This is a genomic window from Actinoplanes sp. NPDC051859 (assembly GCF_044452725.1).
GTDB lineage: Bacteria > Actinomycetota > Actinomycetes > Mycobacteriales > Micromonosporaceae > Actinoplanes.
Genome location: NZ_JBITBX010000011.1, coordinates 190,738 through 209,969, shown reverse-complemented (window position 1 = coordinate 209,969; position 19,232 = coordinate 190,738). Strand labels below are relative to the sequence as shown.

Genomic DNA, 19,232 nt, shown 5'->3' with positions numbered 1-19,232 from the left:
CACGTGTGGGGAGGTTCCCCGCGGGGAATACGGTCGTATGTTCCCCGCTGAGAACCTGCGCGACTGGCGCGGCGAGAAGGTCATCGACCCCCAGGGCGACAAGATCGGCGAGCTCGAGGCCGTGTACGTCGACACCGGCACCGACGAGCCCGCGTTCGCCACCGTCAAGGTCGGCTTCTTCGGGCGGCACCGGCTGGTGTTCGTGCCGCTGACCGGGGCGACCGTCAGCCCCTCGGCCGTCCGCGTCCGGTACGCCAAGAAGCTGGTCACCGAAGCCCCCGCGATCGACCTCGACGGCGAGCTCACCGCCGCCGACGAACCGGCGCTGTTCGCCCACTACGAGCTCGTCTATCAGCCAGGCTTGTCAGGCGAGCGCCGACTCGGACGCCGCTAACCGGTCGAGGGGAAACAGATGGCACGGCCGATCTGGAAGGGCTCGATCACGTTCGGGCTCGTCGCGGTGCCGGTGGGGTTGTTCTCCGCCACGCACGCGCACGAGGTCTCCTTCCACCAATACGAGAAAGGCACCACCGACCGGATCCGCAACAAGCGGGTCAACGAGCGGACCGGCGACGAGGTCGATTACGACGACATCGTCAAGGGCACCGACGTCGGCGGCGGCAAGCTGGTCCTGCTGGACCAGGAGGAGTTGGACTCGGTGGCGCCCGGTCGCTCGCGCGGCCTGGAAATCCATCGGTTCGTCGACCTCGCCGAGATCGACCCGGTGCACTACCAGAAGACCTACTACCTGGCGCCGGGCAGCGACGAGACCATGAAGACCTACGCCTTGCTGCGCGACGCGATGCAGGACGCGAACCGGGCGGCGATCGGCACGCTGGTCATGCGCAGCAAGGAGTATCTGGCCGCGATCCGTGCGGACGGCGACCTGCTCGTGCTGCAGACGATGTTCTTCGCGGACGAGGTCCGCAACCCGAAGAAAGAGCTGGACCGGATCCCGGGCAAGGCCAAGGCCAAGCCCGCCGAGCTGGCGATGGCGGCGCAGCTCATCGACTCGATGTCCGGCCCGTGGCAGCCGGCGGAGTATCGCGACACCTACACCGACCGGGTCAACAAGCTGATCAAGGCCAAGAAAAAGGGCAAGGAGGTCGCTGTCGCGCCCGAGGTCGCCGAGCCGACCAACGTCACCGACCTGCTCGAGGTGCTGCGGCGCAGCGTGGAGGCCGCATCGTCCGGCAAGAAGGCCGCGGTCCCGCCGAAGAAGACCGCCACATCGACTTCGCCGAAGAAGAAGGCTCCCGGTTCGTCTTCCCCCAAGAAGGCTGCCGGTCCGGCGAAGGCCAAGAAGGCGACGGCGAAGAAAGCGACGGCGAAGAAGGCGACGGGGAAGAAAACGCCTGCGAAGAAGGCGCCAGCGAAGAAGGCGACGGGAGCTGCTAGGAAGGCTTCGTGACTTCCCGCAGACCCAGCTCCCAGCGGTGCCGCCGCTGATCTGCGGTCTGCTCCCACCAGGGCGTGCCGCGCTCGCCGAGGGCCACCTTTGCGGTCTGGACGCGGGCGCGAGCAGGCGCCGGGTCCTGACCCGCGCGTAGTGCGGCGCCGACGTCGCGACGGGCGGCCATCAGTGCCCGGCGCAACTCCGCCGCCACGTCCTCGGGAATTGCCGGATCTGTCGCGCGCCAGCGCCGGCCGGACACGACGATGAAACGCCCGTCCTCGGTGGTCTCCGGCGGTTCCTTGGTCGCCATCACTCTCCTCGCCGCGATGCCCGTTATGGTCGCTTCGTGAGCGCCTTGGCTCGTTTCGTGGTGGACCGACGCTGGTGGGTTGTGGCGGCGTGGTGCGTGTTGGCTTTGGTCGGCGGGTTCGCGGCGCCCAAGGCGACGGCCGCGCTGACGTACGACTTCTCGCTGCCCGGGCAGGCCGGATATGAAACCAACGAGGAGATCTCCCGGCTGTTCGGCAACGGCGGCGACCTCTCCCCCGTGCTGCTGTCGGTCAAAGATCCGAACAGGGATCCGTCCAGGGCCGGGCAGTTTCGCTTCGCGGTGCAGGGTGCGCTGCCCGGCGCGCGAGTCAGCACGTACGCGGAGCAGCCTGAGCTGATCCGCGGCGACATCGGCGTGGTCGTGGTCTACCCGCCGCCGGTGCCGGGCGGCGACCCGTACGCGGCGGCATTGCCCGTGTTGCAGCAGGTCGCGGCCGCTCAGGGTGCCACGGTGACCGGCAAGGACGCGCTGGCGTCGGAGACCGGCAGCGGCGGCGGGGCCAGCGTGCTCGCCGAGACGATCTTCGGTGGAGTCGGGGCGCTGATCGTGCTCCTGCTGGTGTTCGGCTCGGTGCTGGCGCTGATGCCGCTGCTCATCGCCGCCGCGTCGATCCTCACCACGTTCCTCATCGTGTGGGGCCTGACCGGAATCACCGACATCTCGTTCATCGTGCAGTTCCTGCTGGCGCTGATCGGGCTGGGCGTCGCCATCGACTACGCCCTGCTGATCGTCACCCGCTGGCGTGAGGAACGCGGCCACGGCCGGGACAACGACGACGCGGTCCGGGCCGCCCTGGTTACGGCCGGACGGTCGGTGCTGTTCTCCGGGGTGACCGTCGCGGTCAGTCTCGCCGCGCTGATCGCCCTGCCGGTGCCGTTCCTGCGCAGCGTGGGCTTCACCGGCCTGCTGATCCCCGTCGTCAGCGTGCTCGCGTCGCTGACCCTGCTGCCCGCTCTGCTGTCGCTGTGCGGGCCGCGTCTCGACTGGCCGCACCGGCGCTCCGCCGAGCCCGACAGCAAGCTGTGGCGGCGCATCGGCACAGTGGTGGTCCGGCACCGCTGGCTGTCCGCGATCGCGGCTTCCGTCGTGCTGCTGGTCCTCGCCGCGCCCCTGCTCGGGCTGCGGCTGGGCCAGCCCACCAACGCCTCGCTCGCCTCAACGGGGAGCAGCGCCGGTGCGGCGATCACCGCCGTGGACTCCGCCGGCATCGGATCCGGCATCACCACCCCGATCGAGATCCTGACGAACGACCCGGCCGGCGTACGGGACAAGGTCGCCGCCGTACCCGGCACCGCGGCGGCGATCACCCCGATCGGCTGGACGGTCGGCGACCACAGCATCGTGCTCGCGTGGACCAGCGCGGACACGTCCACCAGCGAAGGTGCGGACGTCGCCGCCCGGATCCGAGCCGTTGCCCAGAAGGCCGGCGCGAAAGTGGGTGGGACGCCGGCGCAGGACGCGGACTTCGTCGAGGCCACGTACGGCAACGCGGGCTGGGTGGTCCTGATCATCGTGGTGGTCACGTTCCTGCTGCTCGCCCGGGCGCTGCGGTCCGTGGTGCTGCCGCTGAAGGCTCTGTTGCTGAACGTGCTGTCGCTCGCGGCCGCGTACGGAATCACGGTCTGGATCTGGCAGGACGGGCACGGCACCGAGCTGCTGTTCGACCAGACCGCCTCCGGGGCGATCACCATCTGGGTGCCGATCGCCGTGTTCGCGTTCTTGTTCGGCCTGTCCATGGACTACGAGGTGTTCCTGCTGGCCCGGATCGGCGAGGAACACGACAACGGGCACAGCACCGACGAGGCGACCGTGCACGGCGTGGCCCGTACCGGGCGGTTGGTCACCTCGGCGGCGCTGATCCTGTTCCTGGCGTTCATCTCACTGGCGCAGGTGCCGACCACCGAGGTGAAGATTCTCGCGACGGCGCTCGCGCTGGGCATCATCATCGACGCCACCATCGTCCGCGGGGTGCTGGCGCCCGCCCTGGTCGCTGCCCTCGGCGAGGCCAACTGGTGGCGGCCGGGCCGGCTCAGGCGAAGTCGCGATACTTGAGCTTCGCCCGTCGGCCGTCCGCGTGATGCCACACAATGCCCTCGTACTGCGGGTGGGCGAGCAGCCAGTCCCGCAGGCCGGCGAGGTCGCGCGGCACGTCCAGGCGGTCGGCGTCGGCGTGAGCTACCAGCTCGTGCGTGGTAGCGCTCTCCGGATTGCCGTTGATCTTCGGGCCGATCAGCTCGTAGGTGCCCGGCGGAAGCTGCGGCGGTGCGGCGGCGAGCGCCTCGGCGTGGCAGCTCGCGTACGACGACTGGGCGATCGGCTCCCAGCCCTGAGTCTTGCCCGTGGCCTCGTCGGTCACCACCGGACGGTATCCCGGCGGACGGGTCCGGCCCGGCCGTACTTCCCGCCGGGCCCACCATGTGCCGTCCTCGTCGAGCAGGACACACGTGCCGTCGTACTTCCGCGTCGGCGTGCCCTGCCCGTCGAGGACCCACTGGCATTCGGGGTTGGCTTCGGGCAGGACACGCTTGCGGTTCTCGGGGTCACGGCGGAACAGCGTCGGGATCTTGTGCATGCGGGCATGCTCCCATTGCGTACCTAACGAATTAGACGTCGTCCCACTTGAAGAGCTTGACCGCGATGGCCGAGACCACGACGGTGAAGCCGAGCAGGATGCCGCACTCCGGCAGGACGCTGGCCGGGCCCTGGTCGCGCACCATGACGTCGAGGATCGCTTCGTTGAGGTGGCGCAGCGGGAACGCCTGGGAGATGGTGCGCAGCCAGGCCGGGGCGCCGTCCAGGGGGAAGAACGAGCCGGACAGGAACGCCATCGGCAGGACGATGAGGTTGGCGATGCCGCTCGCGCCCTCGGCGGTCTTGGCGAAGGCGCCTGCGAGCAGGCCGATCGACAGGAACGACAGGGTACCCAGGACGACCAGCGGGATGGTCACCCACCAGTACGTGCTCAGTTGCAGCCCGAAGACCGGCAGCATGGCCACGCCGATGAAGATCGCGGTTTGGATCAGGGCAGTGATCACGCTGGTGCCGACCCGGGCCAGGACCACGCTGGCGGTGGAGACCGGGGACAGCCGGAGCCGGCGGAGGATCTTCTTCTGCCGCCACGACACCAGGGTGAGCGCCGCGCCGAAGGTGGCGCCGGTGGCGATCGCCCAGCCCAGCAAGCCGGGCGTGATGTATTGAATGGTTTTGAGCGACTTGTCCTCGACCTGCTCCGACCGCAGGGTGAACCGCTGCGGTTGGCCAGCCAAGTTAGCGCCCTGCACCACCTGGCCCAGGACGGCCTGGAGGGTGCCGGCGCGGACCCGGTCGGCGGCCGAATAGTCCACCCGGATCGTGTCGCCCTCCTGCCGGATCAGACCATCGGCCTCACCGCGGCGGACCTCTTCCAAAGCGGCGTCGACCGAGTCCGACTTGCCGATCTTGAGAACCTTGTCGAGCTCGGTACGCGCAGCAGCTGGCACGCTGTCCAACACCGGCACCGCGCCGATCTGGATGACCTCGACGCGCGGTGCTTCCTGGTTGGCGAGCAGACCGCCGAAGAGCACCAGGAACATCAGCGGGAACAGGATCGTGAAGAACACGGAAACCTTGTCCCGGACGAACCCCAGGAGCATCGCCCGGGACAGACTGACGAAGCTATTCATGCTGTGCCTTCCGAGGCGTGCTCTCCTGGCCCTTGCTTCGCTGCGGTGCAGTCGATCACGCCGGTGCCTTCCATGGCGTGCTCTCCTGGCCCTTGCTTCGCCGCGGTGCAGTCGATCACGCCCGGTACTCCCGTCCAGTCAGGTCGAGGAAAACGTCTTCCAAAGTGGCGCCGCGGACCTGCAGGCCGCGCAGGGCGTTGCGTTCGGCCAGGCCCGCGAGGACGTGCGCCGCGTCGCGGGTGGTGATGGTCAGCGAGATGCCGTCGTCGTCCACCTGGTCGGCGGGAAACAGCCGGGTGGCCTCGTCGGCCGCCAGCAGGCCGCTCTCGATGCCGATGCGGGTCGGTGCGTCGAGGTCGCGGACCAGGGCGGCGGGCGCGCCCGTACGCAGGATGCGGCCGCCGTCGATGACCGCGACCCGGTCGCAGAGCAGCTCGGCCTCGTCCATGTAGTGCGTGGTCAGCACGACCGTGCGGCCGGCGGTGTTGATCTGCCGGAGCAGGTCCCACAGGTTGCGGCGCGCCTGCGGGTCCAGTGCGGCGGTCGGCTCGTCGAGGAACACCAGGTCCGGTTCGTGCACGAGGGCGCAGGCGATGGAGAGGCGCTGGGCCTGGCCGCCGGACAGCTTTTCGGCCGGCACCTTGGCGTGCTCCTCCAGCCCCACGACGGCCAGCATCTCGTCGGCCTTGCCGGGCGGTACGCCGTACAGCGAAGCAAAAGTCCGGATCTGTTCGCGGGCGGTCAACCGCTCGAAGAAGCTGGACGCCTGCAGTTGGACGCCCATGCGGGGCAGCAGGGCAGGGTTGCGGGGCCACGGGGTGAGCCCGGCGACCGAGACGGTGCCGGCGTCGGGACGGCGCAGGCCTTCCACCAGTTCGAGGGTGGTGGTCTTGCCCGCGCCGTTCGGGCCGAGCAGTCCGAAGAACTCCCCTTCGCCGACGGTGAAGGAGACCCCGTCCACGGCCCGGACGTCGCCATAGGACTTGACCAGCCCGTCGACAACGATCATGTCTTTCATGGCGATCATCGTAGGAGGTCAGGTCAGCCCGGTGGGGGGGTGGCCGTGTCCCACCAGGCGAGGACCCGCAGCGCGCGTAGGGTGTTCCACCGGCTCGGCTCCCCGACGTCGCCGTCGACGGGGAAGTGCACGCGGCCGGGATGGACGCGGTCGAGGGGCCAGCGGCCGTCCGGCTGCCGCTTGCCGCGGATGATCTCGACGGCCTCCGCCATCCGCGGATCCGGCGCGGCTCCCGCGGCGCGGAAGTAGTCCAGCGCGCGCAGCACGTCGTAGTGCCAGTAGTACGGGAAGGCGGCGTCGAGGTAGCCGGGGGCGATGACCTCGCCGGTGCTCGCCCGGCGGAATAGGCCGCGGACCAGCAGATATTCCTCGCCGCTGCGGCGGGCTTCGCGGACGGCGGTCGAACCGCCGGTCGCGCGTTCGTAGGCGACCAGGCCGTCCAGCACGTCGATCGTCGTGTCGATCGAGGATCGCTGCGATGGGTAGCAGTTCCAGCCGCCGTCGGCGAGTCGTTCCCCCACGATCCGATCGACGATGGGTGCCACGTCGACGCCGAAGTACGCCCCGGCCTCGATCGTGCGGCCGTTGATGCACGCCTCCACCTCGCCGTCGAAGTAGCGCTGGCCGTCGTGGTCCCAGCGGCCGTGCTCGGCGACCAACGCGACTGCTCGGCGCGCTGCCGCGCATGCAAGATCGAGGCCGAAGATCTGCAACGTCTGCAGGGTGTGCATCGTGGTCGTCCAGGGCTGACCTGGTTCACCATTGGCATACCCGGCCGGGAACAGTGTGCCGCTGTCCCACATGCCGTCCGCGGCCTGCAACGCCAGCAGGCGGGCGCCCCAGCCTTCGTGCTCGACGCGGGAGCGCTCCGCGGCGGCCTCGGTGGGCGGCGCGTCCGTGAGGTCGCGCAGCACCTGCCAGCGCAGTGCGGGGTCGGTGTCGAGCAGCCAGGCGATCACGTCCATCGACGAAGCGTAGATCGGGCCGGCCGCCGAGAGAGCAAGCGAGGAGAAAGATACGCCCGCTTCGTCTGCTTACGATCGCGGCACTCGGCGATCAGGGGGAGCCGTCACGATGACCAGCACTTCGGCACCGTCGGCGTCCGCGGCCCAGAGTCTCGCCCGGCTGCTCGTCGGTAATCAGCTGCAACAAGCCGTCTTTGTGATGGCTCGGCTCGGCATTGCGGACCAGTTGGCGGGCGGGCCCCGGGGCAGCGCCGACCTGGCGAAGGCCGTCGACGCTCACCCCGATGCGCTGCGCCGGCTGCTGCGGGTGCTGGCCGGGAACGGTTTCGTTGCCGGCGCCGGCGCGGACCGATTCGCCCTCACCCCGCTCGGTGAGCTGCTGCGGTCGGACGATCCGCGGTCGGTGCTGCCGTTCGCGCTCTGGTCCGGCGGGGTCAGCTATCAGGCGTTCGGCGCGCTGGAGCACAGCGTGCGAACCGGCGAGCCCGCGTTCGAGCACCTGTTCGGCGAGGAGTTCTTTGCCTATCTGGGCGCTCACCCGGAGTCCGGCGACGTGTTCGACGACATGATGTCGCGGCATACCGTGCCGGTCGCGCACGCCCTGGCGGGATTCGACTTCACCGGCGTGGACACCGTCGTCGACGTCGGTGGTGGTCGGGGCGAGCTACTCGCTGCGGTGCTCGGCAGCCGCCCGGACGTCCGGGGGGTGCTGGTGGAGCAGCCGCGGGTCCTCGACGACGCCCGCGCGGTGTTCGCGAAGGCCGGGCTCGCCGACCGGTGCACGGCGGTGGCCGGCGACATCCAGCAACCGCTGCCGGCAGGCGACGTCTACGTCCTCAAGAGCGTCCTGCATGGCCTGCCCGACGAGGAGGCGGCCGCGGTCCTGTCGAACTGCCGCCACGCGATGCGCCCGAGCGGCCGGGTGCTCGTCGTCGACTTTCTGCTGCCGCCGGGCGACGGGCCCAGTCCCGGTCTGCTGATGGATCTGCTGATGCTGGTCGGCTGCCACGGCCGCGAACGCACGGCGGACGACTTCACCGAACTTTTCCGTACGGCGGGACTGCAGCTGTCCGCCAGCACGTCGACCAAGCACGGCTACAGCGTCATCGAGGGTCGGGAGTCCGAGTAATGCTGACCAGATCGCGCCTGATGTACGTCACCCTGCACGTCCGCGACCTCGCCGAGTCGCGACGCTACTACGAGGAGATTCTCGGCCTGCGGGCGCTGGATCCCGATGCCACGTCGGTGAGTTACCCGGTCGGCCACGTTCTCCTGACTCTGCAGCAGGCGACCGACGAGGTGCCGCTCGGAGAACCGGACCGGTCGTTGACACTGGCCCTGCTGGTCGACGACGTGCCGGCGACCCGGGCCGCGATCGACGAGCGCGGCGCCAAGATCGGACCCGTCCAGACGTCGCGGGCGGGCACGATGGCGGAGTTCTACGACCCGGACGGCCACTGGCTGTCGCTGTATGCGGTGGGCGATGGGGCGATGACCTGGCCGAGCGGCCGGAAGATCGACGCGCTGCGCGGCGCGGGCGACGGCGGCCGGGAGCTGCTCTACATCTTCTTGTACAACAAGGATCTGGCGGACACCGAAAAGTTCTACGAGCGCACGCTGGGCCTCGACCCCGTGGAGAAGAACACCTGTCATCGCGGGGTGACCGCGGTTCCGGACGGCGTCGTGAAGTACGACGGCGGCGGTGTGCTGCTGACCACCCACCACGTCGGTGTCGGCGAACACGCCGCGCTGCACCGGGTGGCGACCGAGGGTTCTCGGGGCGTCTCGTTCGGCTTCCACGCCGATGACCTGAAGGAGTCGGTGGCCGAGCTGTCCGCGCGCGGGCTCGAGTTCACCAGCGAATCCGAGCCGACCCGGCTGGGGACGGCCGCCACGTTCTCGGACCCGGGTGGCTACCACTACCACCTGTGCGAGCCGTCCGAGCAGACGATGGCCGGGGCCACCGGCGCGGAGATCCGCCGCATCCTCGACGCGGACCTGTAGAGGCGGCGGCGATGGATTTCAAGGACCTCCGCGCTGCGCTCGCCACCCTGGCCGGGGACGACTCACCGGCCGGATCCCGCCAGGCGGTGAAGAACCTGCAGCTCGCCGCGTACGCCGCGCTGGCCGGCGACGAGGCTTACGACGAGTTCAGCAAGGCGTTCGTCTCGAAGGACGACGACGAGATCGCCGAGGTGGTCCGGCACCTCACCCAGACCGCGCCGCCCCCGGCCGTGGCCGTGGTGCTGTCCCTGATTCGCGAGGCGGTCGGGGACGAGCGTTACGCCACCGCCCTGCGCGCGGCGGGGCTGTCGGCCTATCTGGACATTCCCTACACGAGTACGGGCGCCGAGCTGACCGGCGACGCCGAGGAGCGTTACGTCCTCGAGGTGCTGCGCAGCAAACGCCTCTGGCGCTACGAGGTGCCCGCGGCGCGTTCGTTCGTCGGGCGCTTCGAAGCCGCGGCGGAGGAGTTCTTCGGGGTCAAGCACGTCCACGCCACGGTATCCGGTTCGGCGGCCCTAACGGCGGCGCTGCTCGGCATCGGGGTCGGCCCCGGCGACGAGGTGATCATCCCGGCGGTCACCTGGGTGGGCTGCGCCGACGCCGTGATCCTGTGCGGTGCGGTGCCGGTCATCGCCCAGGTGGACGAGACGCTCGGGCTGTCGGTCGCCGACGTCGAGCGGCAGCTCAGCGAGCGGACCCGGGCCATCATGGCGGTGAGTCTGTTCGGGGCGGCCTGCGACATGGGCGGGCTGCGGGACCTCGCCGACCGGCACGGCATCGCGCTGGTCGAGGACAACGCCCAGGCGGTGGGGGTCAGCTACCGGGGCCGCCGGCTGGGCAGCATCGGCGACGCCGCCACCTTCAGCACGAAGTTCATGAAGTTCCTGGCGGCCGGGGACGGCGGCTTCTTCATGACCAACTCGGACACGCTCTACCAGTTCGCGGTGCTCTACACCGGCGGGCGGACCTTGCCGGCCCGCAAGCGCGGCCTGGAGCTCGGCGACCGGATCATGCCGGCCACCGGCCTTCGGATGAACGAGCTGACCGGTGCGGTGGCGCTGGCCCAGTTGGAACGCCTGGACGAGTTGCTGGACCGGCTGCGCGCATCCCGCGACCTCATCTTCGAGCTGGCCGGGCCCGCGCGGTCGTACCGGCGGGTGGCCGGCAACGATCCGGCGGGCGATTCGGGTTGGATGACCCCGCTGCTGTTCCCCAGCGAGGACGCCTGCCAGGCTTTCGTGCGGGCCGTCCGGTCCCGGGGCATCCGGCACGTCACGACGTCGCGCGAGCTGTTCGCCGGCGGCGAGATCGAACACTGCTACGCGGCGATGAGCACCGACCGCTATCTGCCGACGACCGGGGCGCACTGGGCGGCGAACTTCCGCGCGATGGTCGCCCAGGTCGGCATCGATCCGCGGACCAACCCGTGGGAGTACGCGCCGGGGCGGGCGTACCCGCCGGGTTTCATGGACGAGAGCATGCGGCTGTTGCAGCGGATCGCCTTTGTGCAGACCAATCCGCGGCTGGAACCGGACCACTGCGCGACCATCGCCCGGGCGCTCGCCGAGGCGGACGCCGAATGTGCGGCCGGGTAGGGGACGCGGATGGATCTGGGAGTGGACCTGCTGACCTCGGGGCCGTACGCCGACGCCGACGCGATCGTTCGGATGGCGGTGGCGGCCGAGCAGTCGGGGTATGCCGCGGTGTGGACGCACGAGCGAATGCTCTGCCCGGCGGGTGACGTCGACCAGCCGCCGGGACCGCCCCGGCCGCTGCCGATGTACTACCAGCGGACCTTCGAGCCGCTGGACACGCTGTCTTTCCTCGCTGCCCGGACCTCCCGGGTCCGGCTCGGCACCAGCGTGCTGACCGCCCCGCTGCACCACCCCGCTGTGCTCGCCCGCCGGTTGGCCACGCTCGACCAGTTCAGCCGCGGGCGCGTGGTGGTCGGTCTGGGGCAGGGCTGGATGCGGCAGGAGTACGAGATGGCCGGCGTCCCGTTCGCCGAGCGGGGCGAGCGGCTCGAAGAGTTCGTGACCGCACTCCGGGCGGCGTGGGCGCCGGACCCGGTCCAGCACGACGGCAAATTCTACCGGTTTCCGCTCGCCCACCTCGATCCCAAGCCCTACCAGGCCAGCGGCCCGCCAGTGCTCGTCGGTGCCACCGCACCCGCCGCGATAGACCGGGCAGCCCGGATCGCCGATGGTTTCAATCCGACCTCGATGACGCTCGACCGGCTCACCGCGGCGATCGGCCGGTTCCGGACGGCGGCGGCACGCGTCGGACGGGACCCCGGCCGGTTGTCGATCGTGGTGCGGGCCGCGACCCCGATCACCGCAGACCCGATGAGCGGGGGCCGGCCGTTCCTGGGCGGCTCACCCGATCAAGTGGTGGAGGATCTGCGTCGGCTCGAGGATCTGGCCGTCGACCACGTGCTGTTCACCAACGTACGGATGCCGGCGTTGGACGAGCAACTGTCCCTGCTCGACCGGATCCGGGCGGCCGCGGGCCGGTTGGTTGAACCAGCAACCTAAGAGAAGCAATCGACCTGCGCCGTCCCTAGGATCGGCAGTCGGACGGGCACACGGATAGGTCCGTGAGCTCGACGAATGCAGGAGGTACGGCAATGACACAGGCAGAGAGGCAGAAGAATCACGAAGCAGCCATCCGGCGGATGACCGAGGCGTTCAACACCGGGGAAGTGGACATCGTCGACGAACTTGTCGAGGCGAAGCAGGAGCTCGAGAAGACCCCGATGCCCGGGACGTCGCGCGACCGGCTGGGCCTGAAACTGAAGATTGAACACCTGCGGACGGCGTTCCCCGATGCCAAGTTCTCGATCGAGGAGATGAAGTCCGACGGCGATATGGTGACGTTCCGGTGGAAGCTCGAAGGCACCCAGCGGGGCCGCTTCCTCGGCCGTAAACCGACCAACCGCCCCACCAGCTTCTCCGGTCAGGACGTGGTGACCTTCAAAGACGGGAAGATGGTCGAGCACCGTTCGGTGGACAACAAAGGCGGCATGATTCGGACCAGAATCGAGTAGCGCATCGGTGCGGGCGCGACCGGAGTCGCGCCGATCTCCGACGCGCTCCGGTGGCGCCCGCTACCGGCCGTAACGACGACTCAGCTGTGCGCCGAGGGGTGCCGCGGCTGATACATACCGATCTTGCCGCCGCTGGGCAGCGGGATCGACGTCATCAGGCCCCAGCCCTTGTCCTCGATCTCCTCGGACATCTCGACGCCCTTGCCCTGCAGCTCGGCGATGGTCGCCTTGACGTCGTCACACAGCAGATAGAACTCGCTGAGATCCCCCGACTCGCCGCGCGGCACGTTGTCGGCCGGGTGCAGTGCCGCGTCGGCCGCCGGCAGGGCGAAAATCAGCCAGCCGCCACCGCCGTCGGTCGCCTTGAGGCCGAGGGTGTCCCGCAGGAAAGCCCGGTCTTTGTCCGCATCGGTGCTGTACAGCACGACGTGCGATCCGGTGATCATGATGCTCCCATCTGGAGGGTTTAGGTCCGTCCTGACCAGAGTGGCACCAGACGGACGTCCCGGGTAGCCGGAAACCCGAAGGAAGCAAGGAAGGAGAAGCCGTTAGGTAGATCCGTCCCTAGGCTCCTGCGGAGGCCCGGACGCGAGGAGTTCCCCTTGACTGTTCGAGATCTTCCGCTGCTCTACGTCTTCCTCGAGGCACACGACCTGGACGCGCAGCGCGCGTTTCTGGAGCACCGCCTCGGCCTTGACGTCATCGAGACCGACAACGACCCCCACCACCGCCACGGCGTCGTGAAATACGACGCGGGCTCGCTCATCCTGTCGCTCAACCTCTCCCCCGCATCCCGCTTCGCGGCATCCGGCTCCGACGGCTTGACCATGGTGTGCGCGGGCGGCACGACACTGACGACCGATCCACACGGCCACCACTTCCGGGCGGCGGATCCACCCGTCCGCATCACCGGCCTGCACCTGCGGGTCACCGATCTGCCCGCCGCCACCGCCTTCTACCGTACGGTGCTGGGGCTGCGACAACCCGATCCCGCCGTGCCCATCTTCGCCACCGGAACAGTGCCGATCGTGCTGGAACCCGCGCTGCGGGCGGCCGACGCGCGCGAGATCCGCCAGGACACCTACCTGCTGGTGTTCCACACTCCGGACATCGACCGCACCACGGCCGAGCTGTCCGCCGCCGGGCTGACCTTCAGCGGCCGCAAGGTCGGCGCGAAAGACATCGGCCGGACCATCCACTTCACCGACCCGACCGGCAACCGCTTCTGCCTGTACGAGCCGTCAGAGGTCTCCCTGACGGCGGGCAGCGGCGCCACCGTCCGTGAACTGCTAGCTGGAGGCCGCTGATGCCCGCCGCAGTGTTGGGCCGGTGGCTCGCCGGCGACCGCATCCTGCTCGCCGGAACCGCCACGGCGGAATGGACCGCCACGCTCCCCCAACCCGGCCGGACCATCGCCACCTGGACACCGGGCGCGCCGGGGCCGGACGGTGACACCCGCTCGCCGGCTGCGCAGGGCTCGGACCGCGCTGCCTTGTCGACGGACGCAGCGGGCCAAGACTTCGACGCCGCGGTCTGCGCCGGCTGGAGCTGGACCGGCGGGCCAGCGTCCCACCGGCGGTTCCTGGCCGGGATCCGCCGCCGAGTGTGCCCCGGCGGGGTGCTGGTGGTGGACCAGCCGGCAGCGCCGGACGACTTCGACCCGCTGACCGGGCGCGCCGGTGTCGTCCGCTGCTACCACCCGACCGAGCTGGCCGAACTCGTCCGAGCGGCCGGCTTCCGCGTGGAGCATGTGGAGTTGACCTCTCCCGGAGCCGGCGGTGGACCTCCCGGCATGATGATCCTTGCCCGCGCGGTGCCCAGTCCACCCAGCACGCTGGCCGTCACCGGCTGGGGCGAGGACGCCGGCGACGTGTGGCTCGACCTGCGCTACGCGGACGACGAGACGGAACTGCTCGACCCGCCGCCGGCGGCGGCCTGGGCCGGTCTCGCCGCCACGGCCGAGGAGGTCGCCGGGCACTACCCCGTCGACGACCCGTACGGCAGCGTGCGGGGTGCACCGGTGGTCAGCCGGTACTTCGGCCGGGAGGTGACACCCGACCAGCTCGTCTTCGGGGCCGGAGTGACCGCACTGCTGCATGACTTGAGCGGTCTCGCCGATTCCGGGCCGGTCCTCGCGCCGGTGGACACCCATCCGGACCTGTCGGCCTGGGCGACGATGCGCGGCTCGGACATCGAGATCGTTCCCGGACGTGCCTCGGTCGCCGCACTGCGCGCCGCAATCAGCCGGTATCAGCCCGCGCTGGTGCACCTCGACCGACCCGCGTTCGACGCGAGCGTCTTCGCCCTCGACGACATCCTGCGGATCGCTCAGGCGGCGGCGGAGGTGGGCGCGGCGCTCGTGGTGGACGAAAGCCCGGCCGCCTACCTAGGGCCGGCGGACAGCGCCGCCACCGTCGTCGGGCAGGCGGACAACCTCGTCGTCGTGCGCGGTTTCACGAAGGCGTACTCGTGGGGCGGGCTGCGGGCCGGGTATGCGGTCTGCTCGCCGGGAATCGCCACCCGGGTGCGCGAGCTGGCTACGCCGATGTCGATCGGCGAGCTGGCGTTGCGGGCGGCGCTGGAGGTGCTGGCCGCCGGTGATCCGCTGGCCGCCGTCCGGGAACGGCTCCGGCGGGTCAAACCACCGTTCGTCGCGCTCCTCACCAAGGCCGGCCTCGCGGTCGAGCCGGGTCATCCCGACATTCCCTGGGTAGTGGTCGCCAACCCGGACGGCGCGGTGCAGCGGGAACTGGCGTCCCGTGGCATCCGTGGGCTGCTGCCCGCTCCCGCACCGGTCCCGGTGCCACCCGAGTCCGGCCAGTTGCACCTCACCGTGCCGCAGTCCGACCGGCGCATCACCCTGTTCGAGGCCTTGTTCAGTGCCGTGGGAGAGGACGTGTCGCGATGAGCCTGTCCCAGCCGGTGGAGAGCCCGGCCGCTGCGCCGATCCGCCGCCCCACTGCCCTCGTACCCGTCGCGGTCGGGGTGTTGATCGGTCTGGTCCTCGCGGTCGTCTGGTCGTTCGAGTTTGTCGACGGGGTGATCGGCGACAACACCGCCAATTCACTGCTCGGGTACGACGCCAAGGAAACCGCCATCAGCGGGGCCGCGGCGGGCATCGTGTTCGCTTTCGTCACCGGGCTGGCGGGCACGTTCACCGCCTGCAACATCGCCGTGTTCGGCGCGTTGCCGCAGCTGACCGGTTCCCCGACCAGCCGGACCCGGTCGGCGCTGACCGGCCTCGGGTGGTTGGCGACGGGCATGGTCACCGTCTCCGCCCTGTACGGCGTCATCGCCGTCCTGCTCGGTGAACGCCTGCCGCAGTTGTCCGAACGGGTGCTGGCGAACGGCGTACCCGTGCGGTTGGTCCAGTCCTTCGTGGTCTTCGGGTTGATCGGCTTGGCGTTCGTCTATCTGGGACTGTGCACGTTAGGCGTGTTGCCCGACCCGTTCGCGCAGCGGCCAAAGGCACGACTCATCACGCTCGGCGCGCTGATCGGCGGGTTCCTGATCGGCCGGCCCTATCCGCTGTTCGACAAACTCCTGGAATACGCGGCGGCGACGCACAACCCGTTGTACGGCGCACTGGCGTTCGTCCTGCAGTCGCTGGGCAACGTGCTGATCGTGGCGTTGCTCGTCGGCCTGATCGCGCTCATCGGCCGAGCCACCGCGAACCGGCGGGTGGACCGGCCGCGCCAACCCGAGCGAACGATCCGGATCGCCGGGGCGGCTCTGATCGCGCTCGGTGTCTTCCTCGTCGTCTACTGGGACGTCCGCGTGCCCGCCATTTTCGGCTTCGGTGCCTTCCCCACCATGCCGTGGAACTGAGCTGACCAGCGAATCCAGTCCGGTCCAGGTCAGTACAGAAACGTGCAACCCGGCCGTGTTCGACTGCGGGTCGAGTGTCTCAGGGAAAGGTCGACGATGACCGGATCGCACACCGCACGGGGCTGGCGCCGGCTGCTGGTCCTCAAGGACAGCCTCGTCGATTTCGAGGAGCGAAAGTTCGCTACCGGACCCGCCGCGACCCGGGAAACCCTGGAAGCGGCAGCCCGGTCCTTCCTGGACGGCTTCAACGCCGAGCTGGCGACCACCCCGGACCGGGCACCCGACCTGTCCGGGGTGCCGCCGGTCCGGCGCGGGCTCGCCGCTGAAGGCGCCGCGATGGCCGCCACCATGCTCGACGCCGTCCGCCCGAGTGGCACCCGGCGGTCGGCCGCCCTGCGCTCGGCGTACGGCGACCGGTACACCTATCTGATGCACGTCGGCAACGGCTGGGCGCTCGCCAAGCTGCACCGGCGGCGGCTCGGGCGGATCGGGGTGGAAGCACCGCTGCTGCGCTGGCTGGCGTACGACGGCAAGGGGTTCTGCGAGGCGTTCTTCGCCACGCCGCAGCAGCTCGGCCGGTGGCGCGAGCACCGGCGCCCCTGCACGGCGACGTGTGAGATCGAGTACCAGGGTGTGGGCCGGTCCTTCTGGTTCCGCGCCTGCGGCGACCCGGACCGGCTGGCCGCCCTGGTCGGCACGATGCCGCAGCAGCACCACGACGACCTGTGGAGCGGCATCGCGCTGGCCGCGGTTTACGCGGGCGGGGTCGACGCGGACACGTACGGGCTGCTCGCCGAGCGGGGCGCCAAGCATCGCGCGGCGGTCGCCCAGGGCGCGGCCTTCGGCGCCGAAGCCTGGCGGCTGAGCGGCTTCACCCCCGCACACGCCGAACTCGCGGTGCCGATCCTCGCCGGGGTCACGCCTGCGGTGGCCGCGCAGTGGACCTGGGCCGCACGGGAACACCTCGGCGGGATGGCCCGCACGGCGGACGACTACCGCGAGTGGCGGCTGCGCATTCAACGATCAGCGGCCGTGGCCGAGGTCGACTCGGCGCGTGGAGAGGATGTGGCATGAAGGCACGGCAGAGCGGACGGGCCGCGCTGGTGGTCGTCCTGGCCGCAGGGCTGTGTATCACCGCGGGGTGGTTCACCCGGTCACCGGCCGCGCCGAAGGCGGACACCGCGGCGCTGGCCCAACGGTTCGACTTCGCGATCACCGACGTCAACGATGACCCGGCCGGCGCTCGGACGCGGCGGGTCGTGCAGCCCGGGCTGGACCACATCCGCGCCTGGATCTCGGCGGTCGGCGCGTCAGCAGGACTGTCCGATCTGGACGGAGACGGGCTGCCCGGCGAGGCTTGCCTGGTCGACCCGCGGGACGACTCGGTCACCGTCCGGCCCACGCCTGAGGGCCCCGGCCGGTTCCCGGTGTTTGCGCTGCTGCCGGCCGGGCTGGCGTACGACGCGATGACGACCGCGCCGATGGGCTGCGTGCCCGCCGACCTGAACGAGGACGGCTGGACCGACGTGCTTGTGCATTTCTGGGGGCGTACGCCGGTCGCGTACCTGCGGCGGCCCGGTGTGGCGCTGGGACCGGACGCGTTCCGCGCCACCGACATCGTGCCCCACCCGACCGAGATCTGGAACAGCTCCACCGCCAACGTGCTGGACCTGGACGGCGACGGCCACCTGGACCTGTTCATCGGCAACTATTTCCCGGACGGCGCGCGGGTGCTCGACGCCGCCGCGAAGAACGACCCGCTGATGCGGATGCAGGACTCGATGTCCGGGGCAGCCAACGCCGGCACCAACCGAATCCTGCGGTTCGAGCGAACCGACGTGGTCGACGGCGTGGCCGTGCCGCGCTACTCCGACGCGTCGAAGGCCCTGACGCCCTCGCAGACCCGACACTGGACGCTGGCGACCGGCGCCCAGGACCTCGACGGCGACAGCCTGCCCGAGCTGTACGTGGCAAACGACTTCGGCCCGGACCACCTGCTGCACAACCGCTCGACACCGGGAAAGATCGCGTTCGAGGTGTTGAAGGGCAGCCGGGTGCTCGACACCCCGAAGTCCAAAGCGCTGGGCGACGACTCGTTCAAGAGCATGGGCGTCGCCTTCACCGACCTCAACACCGACAGCCGTCCCGACCTGGTGGTCAGCAACATCACCGTCGCCCGCGGCCTGCAGGAAAGCAACTTCGCCTTCGTCAGTACGGGCACGGACGCGCTCGCAGGCGGGCATGCGCCGTACCGCGACGACAGCGAGAAGCTCGGCCTGGCCCGGACCGGCTGGGGCTGGGACGTGAAAGCCGCCGACTTTGACGGCGACGGCATCGACGAGCTGATGCAGGCGGTCGGGTTCGTCCGCGGCACCGTGAACCGCTGGGCCAACCTGCAGGAACTCGCCATGGCCAACGACGACGTGCTGCGCTTCCCGGGCGCGTGGCCGACCTTTGAGGACGACGCGGACATCTCCGGCTGGGAGAAAGATCCGTTCTTCGTGCGCACGGCCGAGGGCCGCTACGCCGACATCGGCCGGGACCTCGGCATCGACAACCACGGGCCGAGCCGCGGCCTCGCCGTCGCCGACGTCGACCACGACGGCCGGCTGGACGTGCTGATCGCCAACCAGTGGGCCCGGTCGCAATTCCTGCACAACACCGGGGCGCCGCGGGCGTACCTGGGCCTGCGGCTGCTGCTGCCGGGCGTCGGCGCGGGCAGCAAGCCGCGGCCTGCGATCGGTGCCGCGGTCACGGTCACCCGGGCCGATGGCACCGTGCTGCGCTCCCAGCTCTACCCGGCCAACGGGCACTCCGGGGTGAACGCCCCCGAGCTGATGTTCGGGCTGGGCGCGAGCACCAGCGCCGGAGTTTCCGTCGCCGTCACCTGGCGGGACACCACCGGCACGCACACCACCACCCGCACGCTGACCCCCGGCTGGCACGACCTGACCCTCGGCGCCTGACGCAGCCGGCACC

At 70.2% G+C, this 19,232-nt stretch carries 19 protein-coding genes; 13 read left to right on the top strand and 6 right to left on the bottom strand.

Features of this window, described 5'->3' with window-relative positions; all coding sequences use genetic code 11:
• Nucleotides 1-37: 37 nt before the first annotated feature.
• Nucleotides 38-394, top strand: coding sequence for a PRC-barrel domain-containing protein (locus ACIA1L_RS26140; protein ID WP_396075559.1), 357 nt, complete (start codon nucleotides 38-40; stop codon nucleotides 392-394).
• An 18-nt stretch (nucleotides 395-412) separates the two neighbouring features.
• On the top strand, nucleotides 413-1,411 hold the full coding sequence (locus ACIA1L_RS26135; RefSeq protein WP_396075558.1) for a Ku protein: 999 nt from the start codon (nucleotides 413-415) through the stop codon (nucleotides 1,409-1,411).
• On the opposite strand, the gene ACIA1L_RS26130 is transcribed toward ACIA1L_RS26135, so the two are convergent.
• Nucleotides 1,395-1,706, bottom strand: coding sequence for a hypothetical protein (locus tag ACIA1L_RS26130; RefSeq protein ID WP_396075557.1), 312 nt, complete (start codon nucleotides 1,704-1,706; stop codon nucleotides 1,395-1,397). The genes ACIA1L_RS26135 and ACIA1L_RS26130 overlap by 17 nt on opposite strands.
• 36 nt (nucleotides 1,707-1,742) lie before the next feature.
• Between ACIA1L_RS26130 and ACIA1L_RS26125 the strand changes: the two genes are divergently transcribed.
• Entirely contained in the window at nucleotides 1,743-3,779 is a 2,037-nt protein-coding gene (locus ACIA1L_RS26125) for an MMPL family transporter (protein WP_396075556.1), read from the top strand.
• Here ACIA1L_RS26125 and ACIA1L_RS26120 read toward each other — a convergent pair.
• The 4 genes from ACIA1L_RS26120 to ACIA1L_RS26105 all read right to left on the bottom strand — a co-directional run bounded on the left by ACIA1L_RS26120 (nucleotide 3,757) and on the right by ACIA1L_RS26105 (nucleotide 7,372).
• On the bottom strand, nucleotides 3,757-4,299 hold the full coding sequence (locus ACIA1L_RS26120; protein WP_396075555.1) for a hypothetical protein: 543 nt from the start codon (nucleotides 4,297-4,299) through the stop codon (nucleotides 3,757-3,759). The two genes, ACIA1L_RS26125 and ACIA1L_RS26120, sit on opposite strands and share 23 nt — an antisense overlap.
• 31 nt (nucleotides 4,300-4,330) lie before the next feature.
• Complete coding sequence (locus ACIA1L_RS26115; protein WP_396075554.1) at nucleotides 4,331-5,389, bottom strand: ABC transporter permease; 1,059 nt, start codon at nucleotides 5,387-5,389, stop codon at nucleotides 4,331-4,333.
• A gap of 115 nt (nucleotides 5,390-5,504) precedes the next feature.
• Nucleotides 5,505-6,407 (bottom strand): ABC transporter ATP-binding protein, encoded by a 903-nt coding sequence (locus ACIA1L_RS26110; RefSeq protein ID WP_396075553.1) that lies wholly within the window; start codon nucleotides 6,405-6,407, stop codon nucleotides 5,505-5,507.
• A 23-nt stretch (nucleotides 6,408-6,430) separates the two neighbouring features.
• Nucleotides 6,431-7,372: a hypothetical protein gene (locus ACIA1L_RS26105; protein ID WP_396075551.1), complete on the bottom strand. Its 942-nt coding sequence runs from the start codon at nucleotides 7,370-7,372 to the stop codon at nucleotides 6,431-6,433.
• Nucleotides 7,373-7,481: 109 nt separating this feature from the next.
• Here ACIA1L_RS26105 and ACIA1L_RS26100 point away from each other — a divergent pair, with 109 nt between their 5' ends.
• The 5 genes from ACIA1L_RS26100 (at nucleotide 7,482) to ACIA1L_RS26080 (ending at nucleotide 12,425) form a co-directional block, all read left to right on the top strand.
• Complete coding sequence (locus ACIA1L_RS26100) at nucleotides 7,482-8,501, top strand: methyltransferase (RefSeq protein WP_396075550.1); 1,020 nt, start codon at nucleotides 7,482-7,484, stop codon at nucleotides 8,499-8,501.
• Nucleotides 8,501-9,376, top strand: coding sequence for a VOC family protein (locus tag ACIA1L_RS26095; RefSeq protein WP_396075549.1), 876 nt, complete (start codon nucleotides 8,501-8,503; stop codon nucleotides 9,374-9,376). The genes ACIA1L_RS26100 and ACIA1L_RS26095 overlap by 1 nt, the downstream gene beginning before the upstream one ends.
• 11 nt (nucleotides 9,377-9,387) lie before the next feature.
• A complete protein-coding gene (locus ACIA1L_RS26090; protein ID WP_396075548.1) occupies nucleotides 9,388-10,974 on the top strand; it encodes a DegT/DnrJ/EryC1/StrS family aminotransferase in 1,587 nt (528 codons plus the stop codon).
• 9 nt (nucleotides 10,975-10,983) lie between these two features.
• On the top strand, nucleotides 10,984-11,913 hold the full coding sequence (locus ACIA1L_RS26085) for a TIGR03619 family F420-dependent LLM class oxidoreductase (RefSeq protein ID WP_396075547.1): 930 nt from the start codon (nucleotides 10,984-10,986) through the stop codon (nucleotides 11,911-11,913).
• A 140-nt stretch (nucleotides 11,914-12,053) separates the two neighbouring features.
• Complete coding sequence (locus tag ACIA1L_RS26080; RefSeq protein WP_396075546.1) at nucleotides 12,054-12,425, top strand: ester cyclase; 372 nt, start codon at nucleotides 12,054-12,056, stop codon at nucleotides 12,423-12,425.
• A gap of 80 nt (nucleotides 12,426-12,505) precedes the next feature.
• On the opposite strand, the gene ACIA1L_RS26075 is transcribed toward ACIA1L_RS26080, so the two are convergent.
• The gene (locus ACIA1L_RS26075; protein WP_396075545.1) at nucleotides 12,506-12,871 is read right to left on the bottom strand and encodes a VOC family protein; all 366 of its coding nucleotides are present in this window, start codon (nucleotides 12,869-12,871) and stop codon (nucleotides 12,506-12,508) included.
• A 156-nt stretch (nucleotides 12,872-13,027) separates the two neighbouring features.
• On the opposite strand from ACIA1L_RS26075, the gene ACIA1L_RS26070 reads away from it, so the two are divergent.
• The 5 genes from ACIA1L_RS26070 (at nucleotide 13,028) to ACIA1L_RS26050 (ending at nucleotide 19,219) form a co-directional block, all read left to right on the top strand.
• Nucleotides 13,028-13,732: a VOC family protein gene (locus ACIA1L_RS26070; protein ID WP_396075544.1), complete on the top strand. Its 705-nt coding sequence runs from the start codon at nucleotides 13,028-13,030 to the stop codon at nucleotides 13,730-13,732.
• On the top strand, nucleotides 13,732-15,333 hold the full coding sequence (locus ACIA1L_RS26065; RefSeq protein ID WP_396075543.1) for an aminotransferase class I/II-fold pyridoxal phosphate-dependent enzyme: 1,602 nt from the start codon (nucleotides 13,732-13,734) through the stop codon (nucleotides 15,331-15,333). Before ACIA1L_RS26070 ends, ACIA1L_RS26065 begins: the two co-directional genes overlap by 1 nt.
• Entirely contained in the window at nucleotides 15,330-16,253 is a 924-nt protein-coding gene (locus ACIA1L_RS26060; RefSeq protein WP_396075542.1) for a hypothetical protein, read from the top strand. The genes ACIA1L_RS26065 and ACIA1L_RS26060 overlap by 4 nt, the downstream gene beginning before the upstream one ends.
• Nucleotides 16,254-16,349: 96 nt before the next feature.
• Nucleotides 16,350-17,327 (top strand): DUF1702 family protein, encoded by a 978-nt coding sequence (locus ACIA1L_RS26055; protein ID WP_396075541.1) that lies wholly within the window; start codon nucleotides 16,350-16,352, stop codon nucleotides 17,325-17,327.
• Nucleotides 17,324-19,219, top strand: coding sequence for a CRTAC1 family protein (locus ACIA1L_RS26050; protein WP_396075540.1), 1,896 nt, complete (start codon nucleotides 17,324-17,326; stop codon nucleotides 19,217-19,219). Before ACIA1L_RS26055 ends, ACIA1L_RS26050 begins: the two co-directional genes overlap by 4 nt.
• The last annotated feature ends 13 nt before the right edge of the window (nucleotides 19,220-19,232 follow it).

What these genes read in the sequence shown, in the direction of transcription:
- ACIA1L_RS26140 (WP_396075559.1), top strand. Translation starts at nt 38, where the DNA reads ATGTTCCCCGCTGAGAACCTGCGCGACTGGCGCGGCGAGAAGGTCATC.
- ACIA1L_RS26135 (WP_396075558.1), top strand. Translation starts at nt 413, where the DNA reads ATGGCACGGCCGATCTGGAAGGGCTCGATCACGTTCGGGCTCGTCGCG.
- ACIA1L_RS26130 (WP_396075557.1), bottom strand. Translation starts at nt 1,706, where the DNA reads ATGGCGACCAAGGAACCGCCGGAGACCACCGAGGACGGGCGTTTCATC.
- ACIA1L_RS26120 (WP_396075555.1), bottom strand. Translation starts at nt 4,299, where the DNA reads ATGCACAAGATCCCGACGCTGTTCCGCCGTGACCCCGAGAACCGCAAG.
- ACIA1L_RS26115 (WP_396075554.1), bottom strand. Translation starts at nt 5,389, where the DNA reads ATGAATAGCTTCGTCAGTCTGTCCCGGGCGATGCTCCTGGGGTTCGTC.
- ACIA1L_RS26110 (WP_396075553.1), bottom strand. Translation starts at nt 6,407, where the DNA reads ATGAAAGACATGATCGTTGTCGACGGGCTGGTCAAGTCCTATGGCGAC.
- ACIA1L_RS26105 (WP_396075551.1), bottom strand. Translation starts at nt 7,372, where the DNA reads ATGGACGTGATCGCCTGGCTGCTCGACACCGACCCCGCACTGCGCTGG.
- ACIA1L_RS26100 (WP_396075550.1), top strand. Translation starts at nt 7,482, where the DNA reads ATGACCAGCACTTCGGCACCGTCGGCGTCCGCGGCCCAGAGTCTCGCC.
- ACIA1L_RS26095 (WP_396075549.1), top strand. Translation starts at nt 8,501, where the DNA reads ATGCTGACCAGATCGCGCCTGATGTACGTCACCCTGCACGTCCGCGAC.
- ACIA1L_RS26090 (WP_396075548.1), top strand. Translation starts at nt 9,388, where the DNA reads ATGGATTTCAAGGACCTCCGCGCTGCGCTCGCCACCCTGGCCGGGGAC.
- ACIA1L_RS26085 (WP_396075547.1), top strand. Translation starts at nt 10,984, where the DNA reads ATGGATCTGGGAGTGGACCTGCTGACCTCGGGGCCGTACGCCGACGCC.
- ACIA1L_RS26080 (WP_396075546.1), top strand. Translation starts at nt 12,054, where the DNA reads ATGACCGAGGCGTTCAACACCGGGGAAGTGGACATCGTCGACGAACTT.
- ACIA1L_RS26075 (WP_396075545.1), bottom strand. Translation starts at nt 12,871, where the DNA reads ATGATCACCGGATCGCACGTCGTGCTGTACAGCACCGATGCGGACAAA.
- ACIA1L_RS26065 (WP_396075543.1), top strand. Translation starts at nt 13,732, where the DNA reads ATGCCCGCCGCAGTGTTGGGCCGGTGGCTCGCCGGCGACCGCATCCTG.
- ACIA1L_RS26060 (WP_396075542.1), top strand. Translation starts at nt 15,330, where the DNA reads ATGAGCCTGTCCCAGCCGGTGGAGAGCCCGGCCGCTGCGCCGATCCGC.
- ACIA1L_RS26055 (WP_396075541.1), top strand. Translation starts at nt 16,350, where the DNA reads ATGACCGGATCGCACACCGCACGGGGCTGGCGCCGGCTGCTGGTCCTC.
- ACIA1L_RS26050 (WP_396075540.1), top strand. Translation starts at nt 17,324, where the DNA reads ATGAAGGCACGGCAGAGCGGACGGGCCGCGCTGGTGGTCGTCCTGGCC.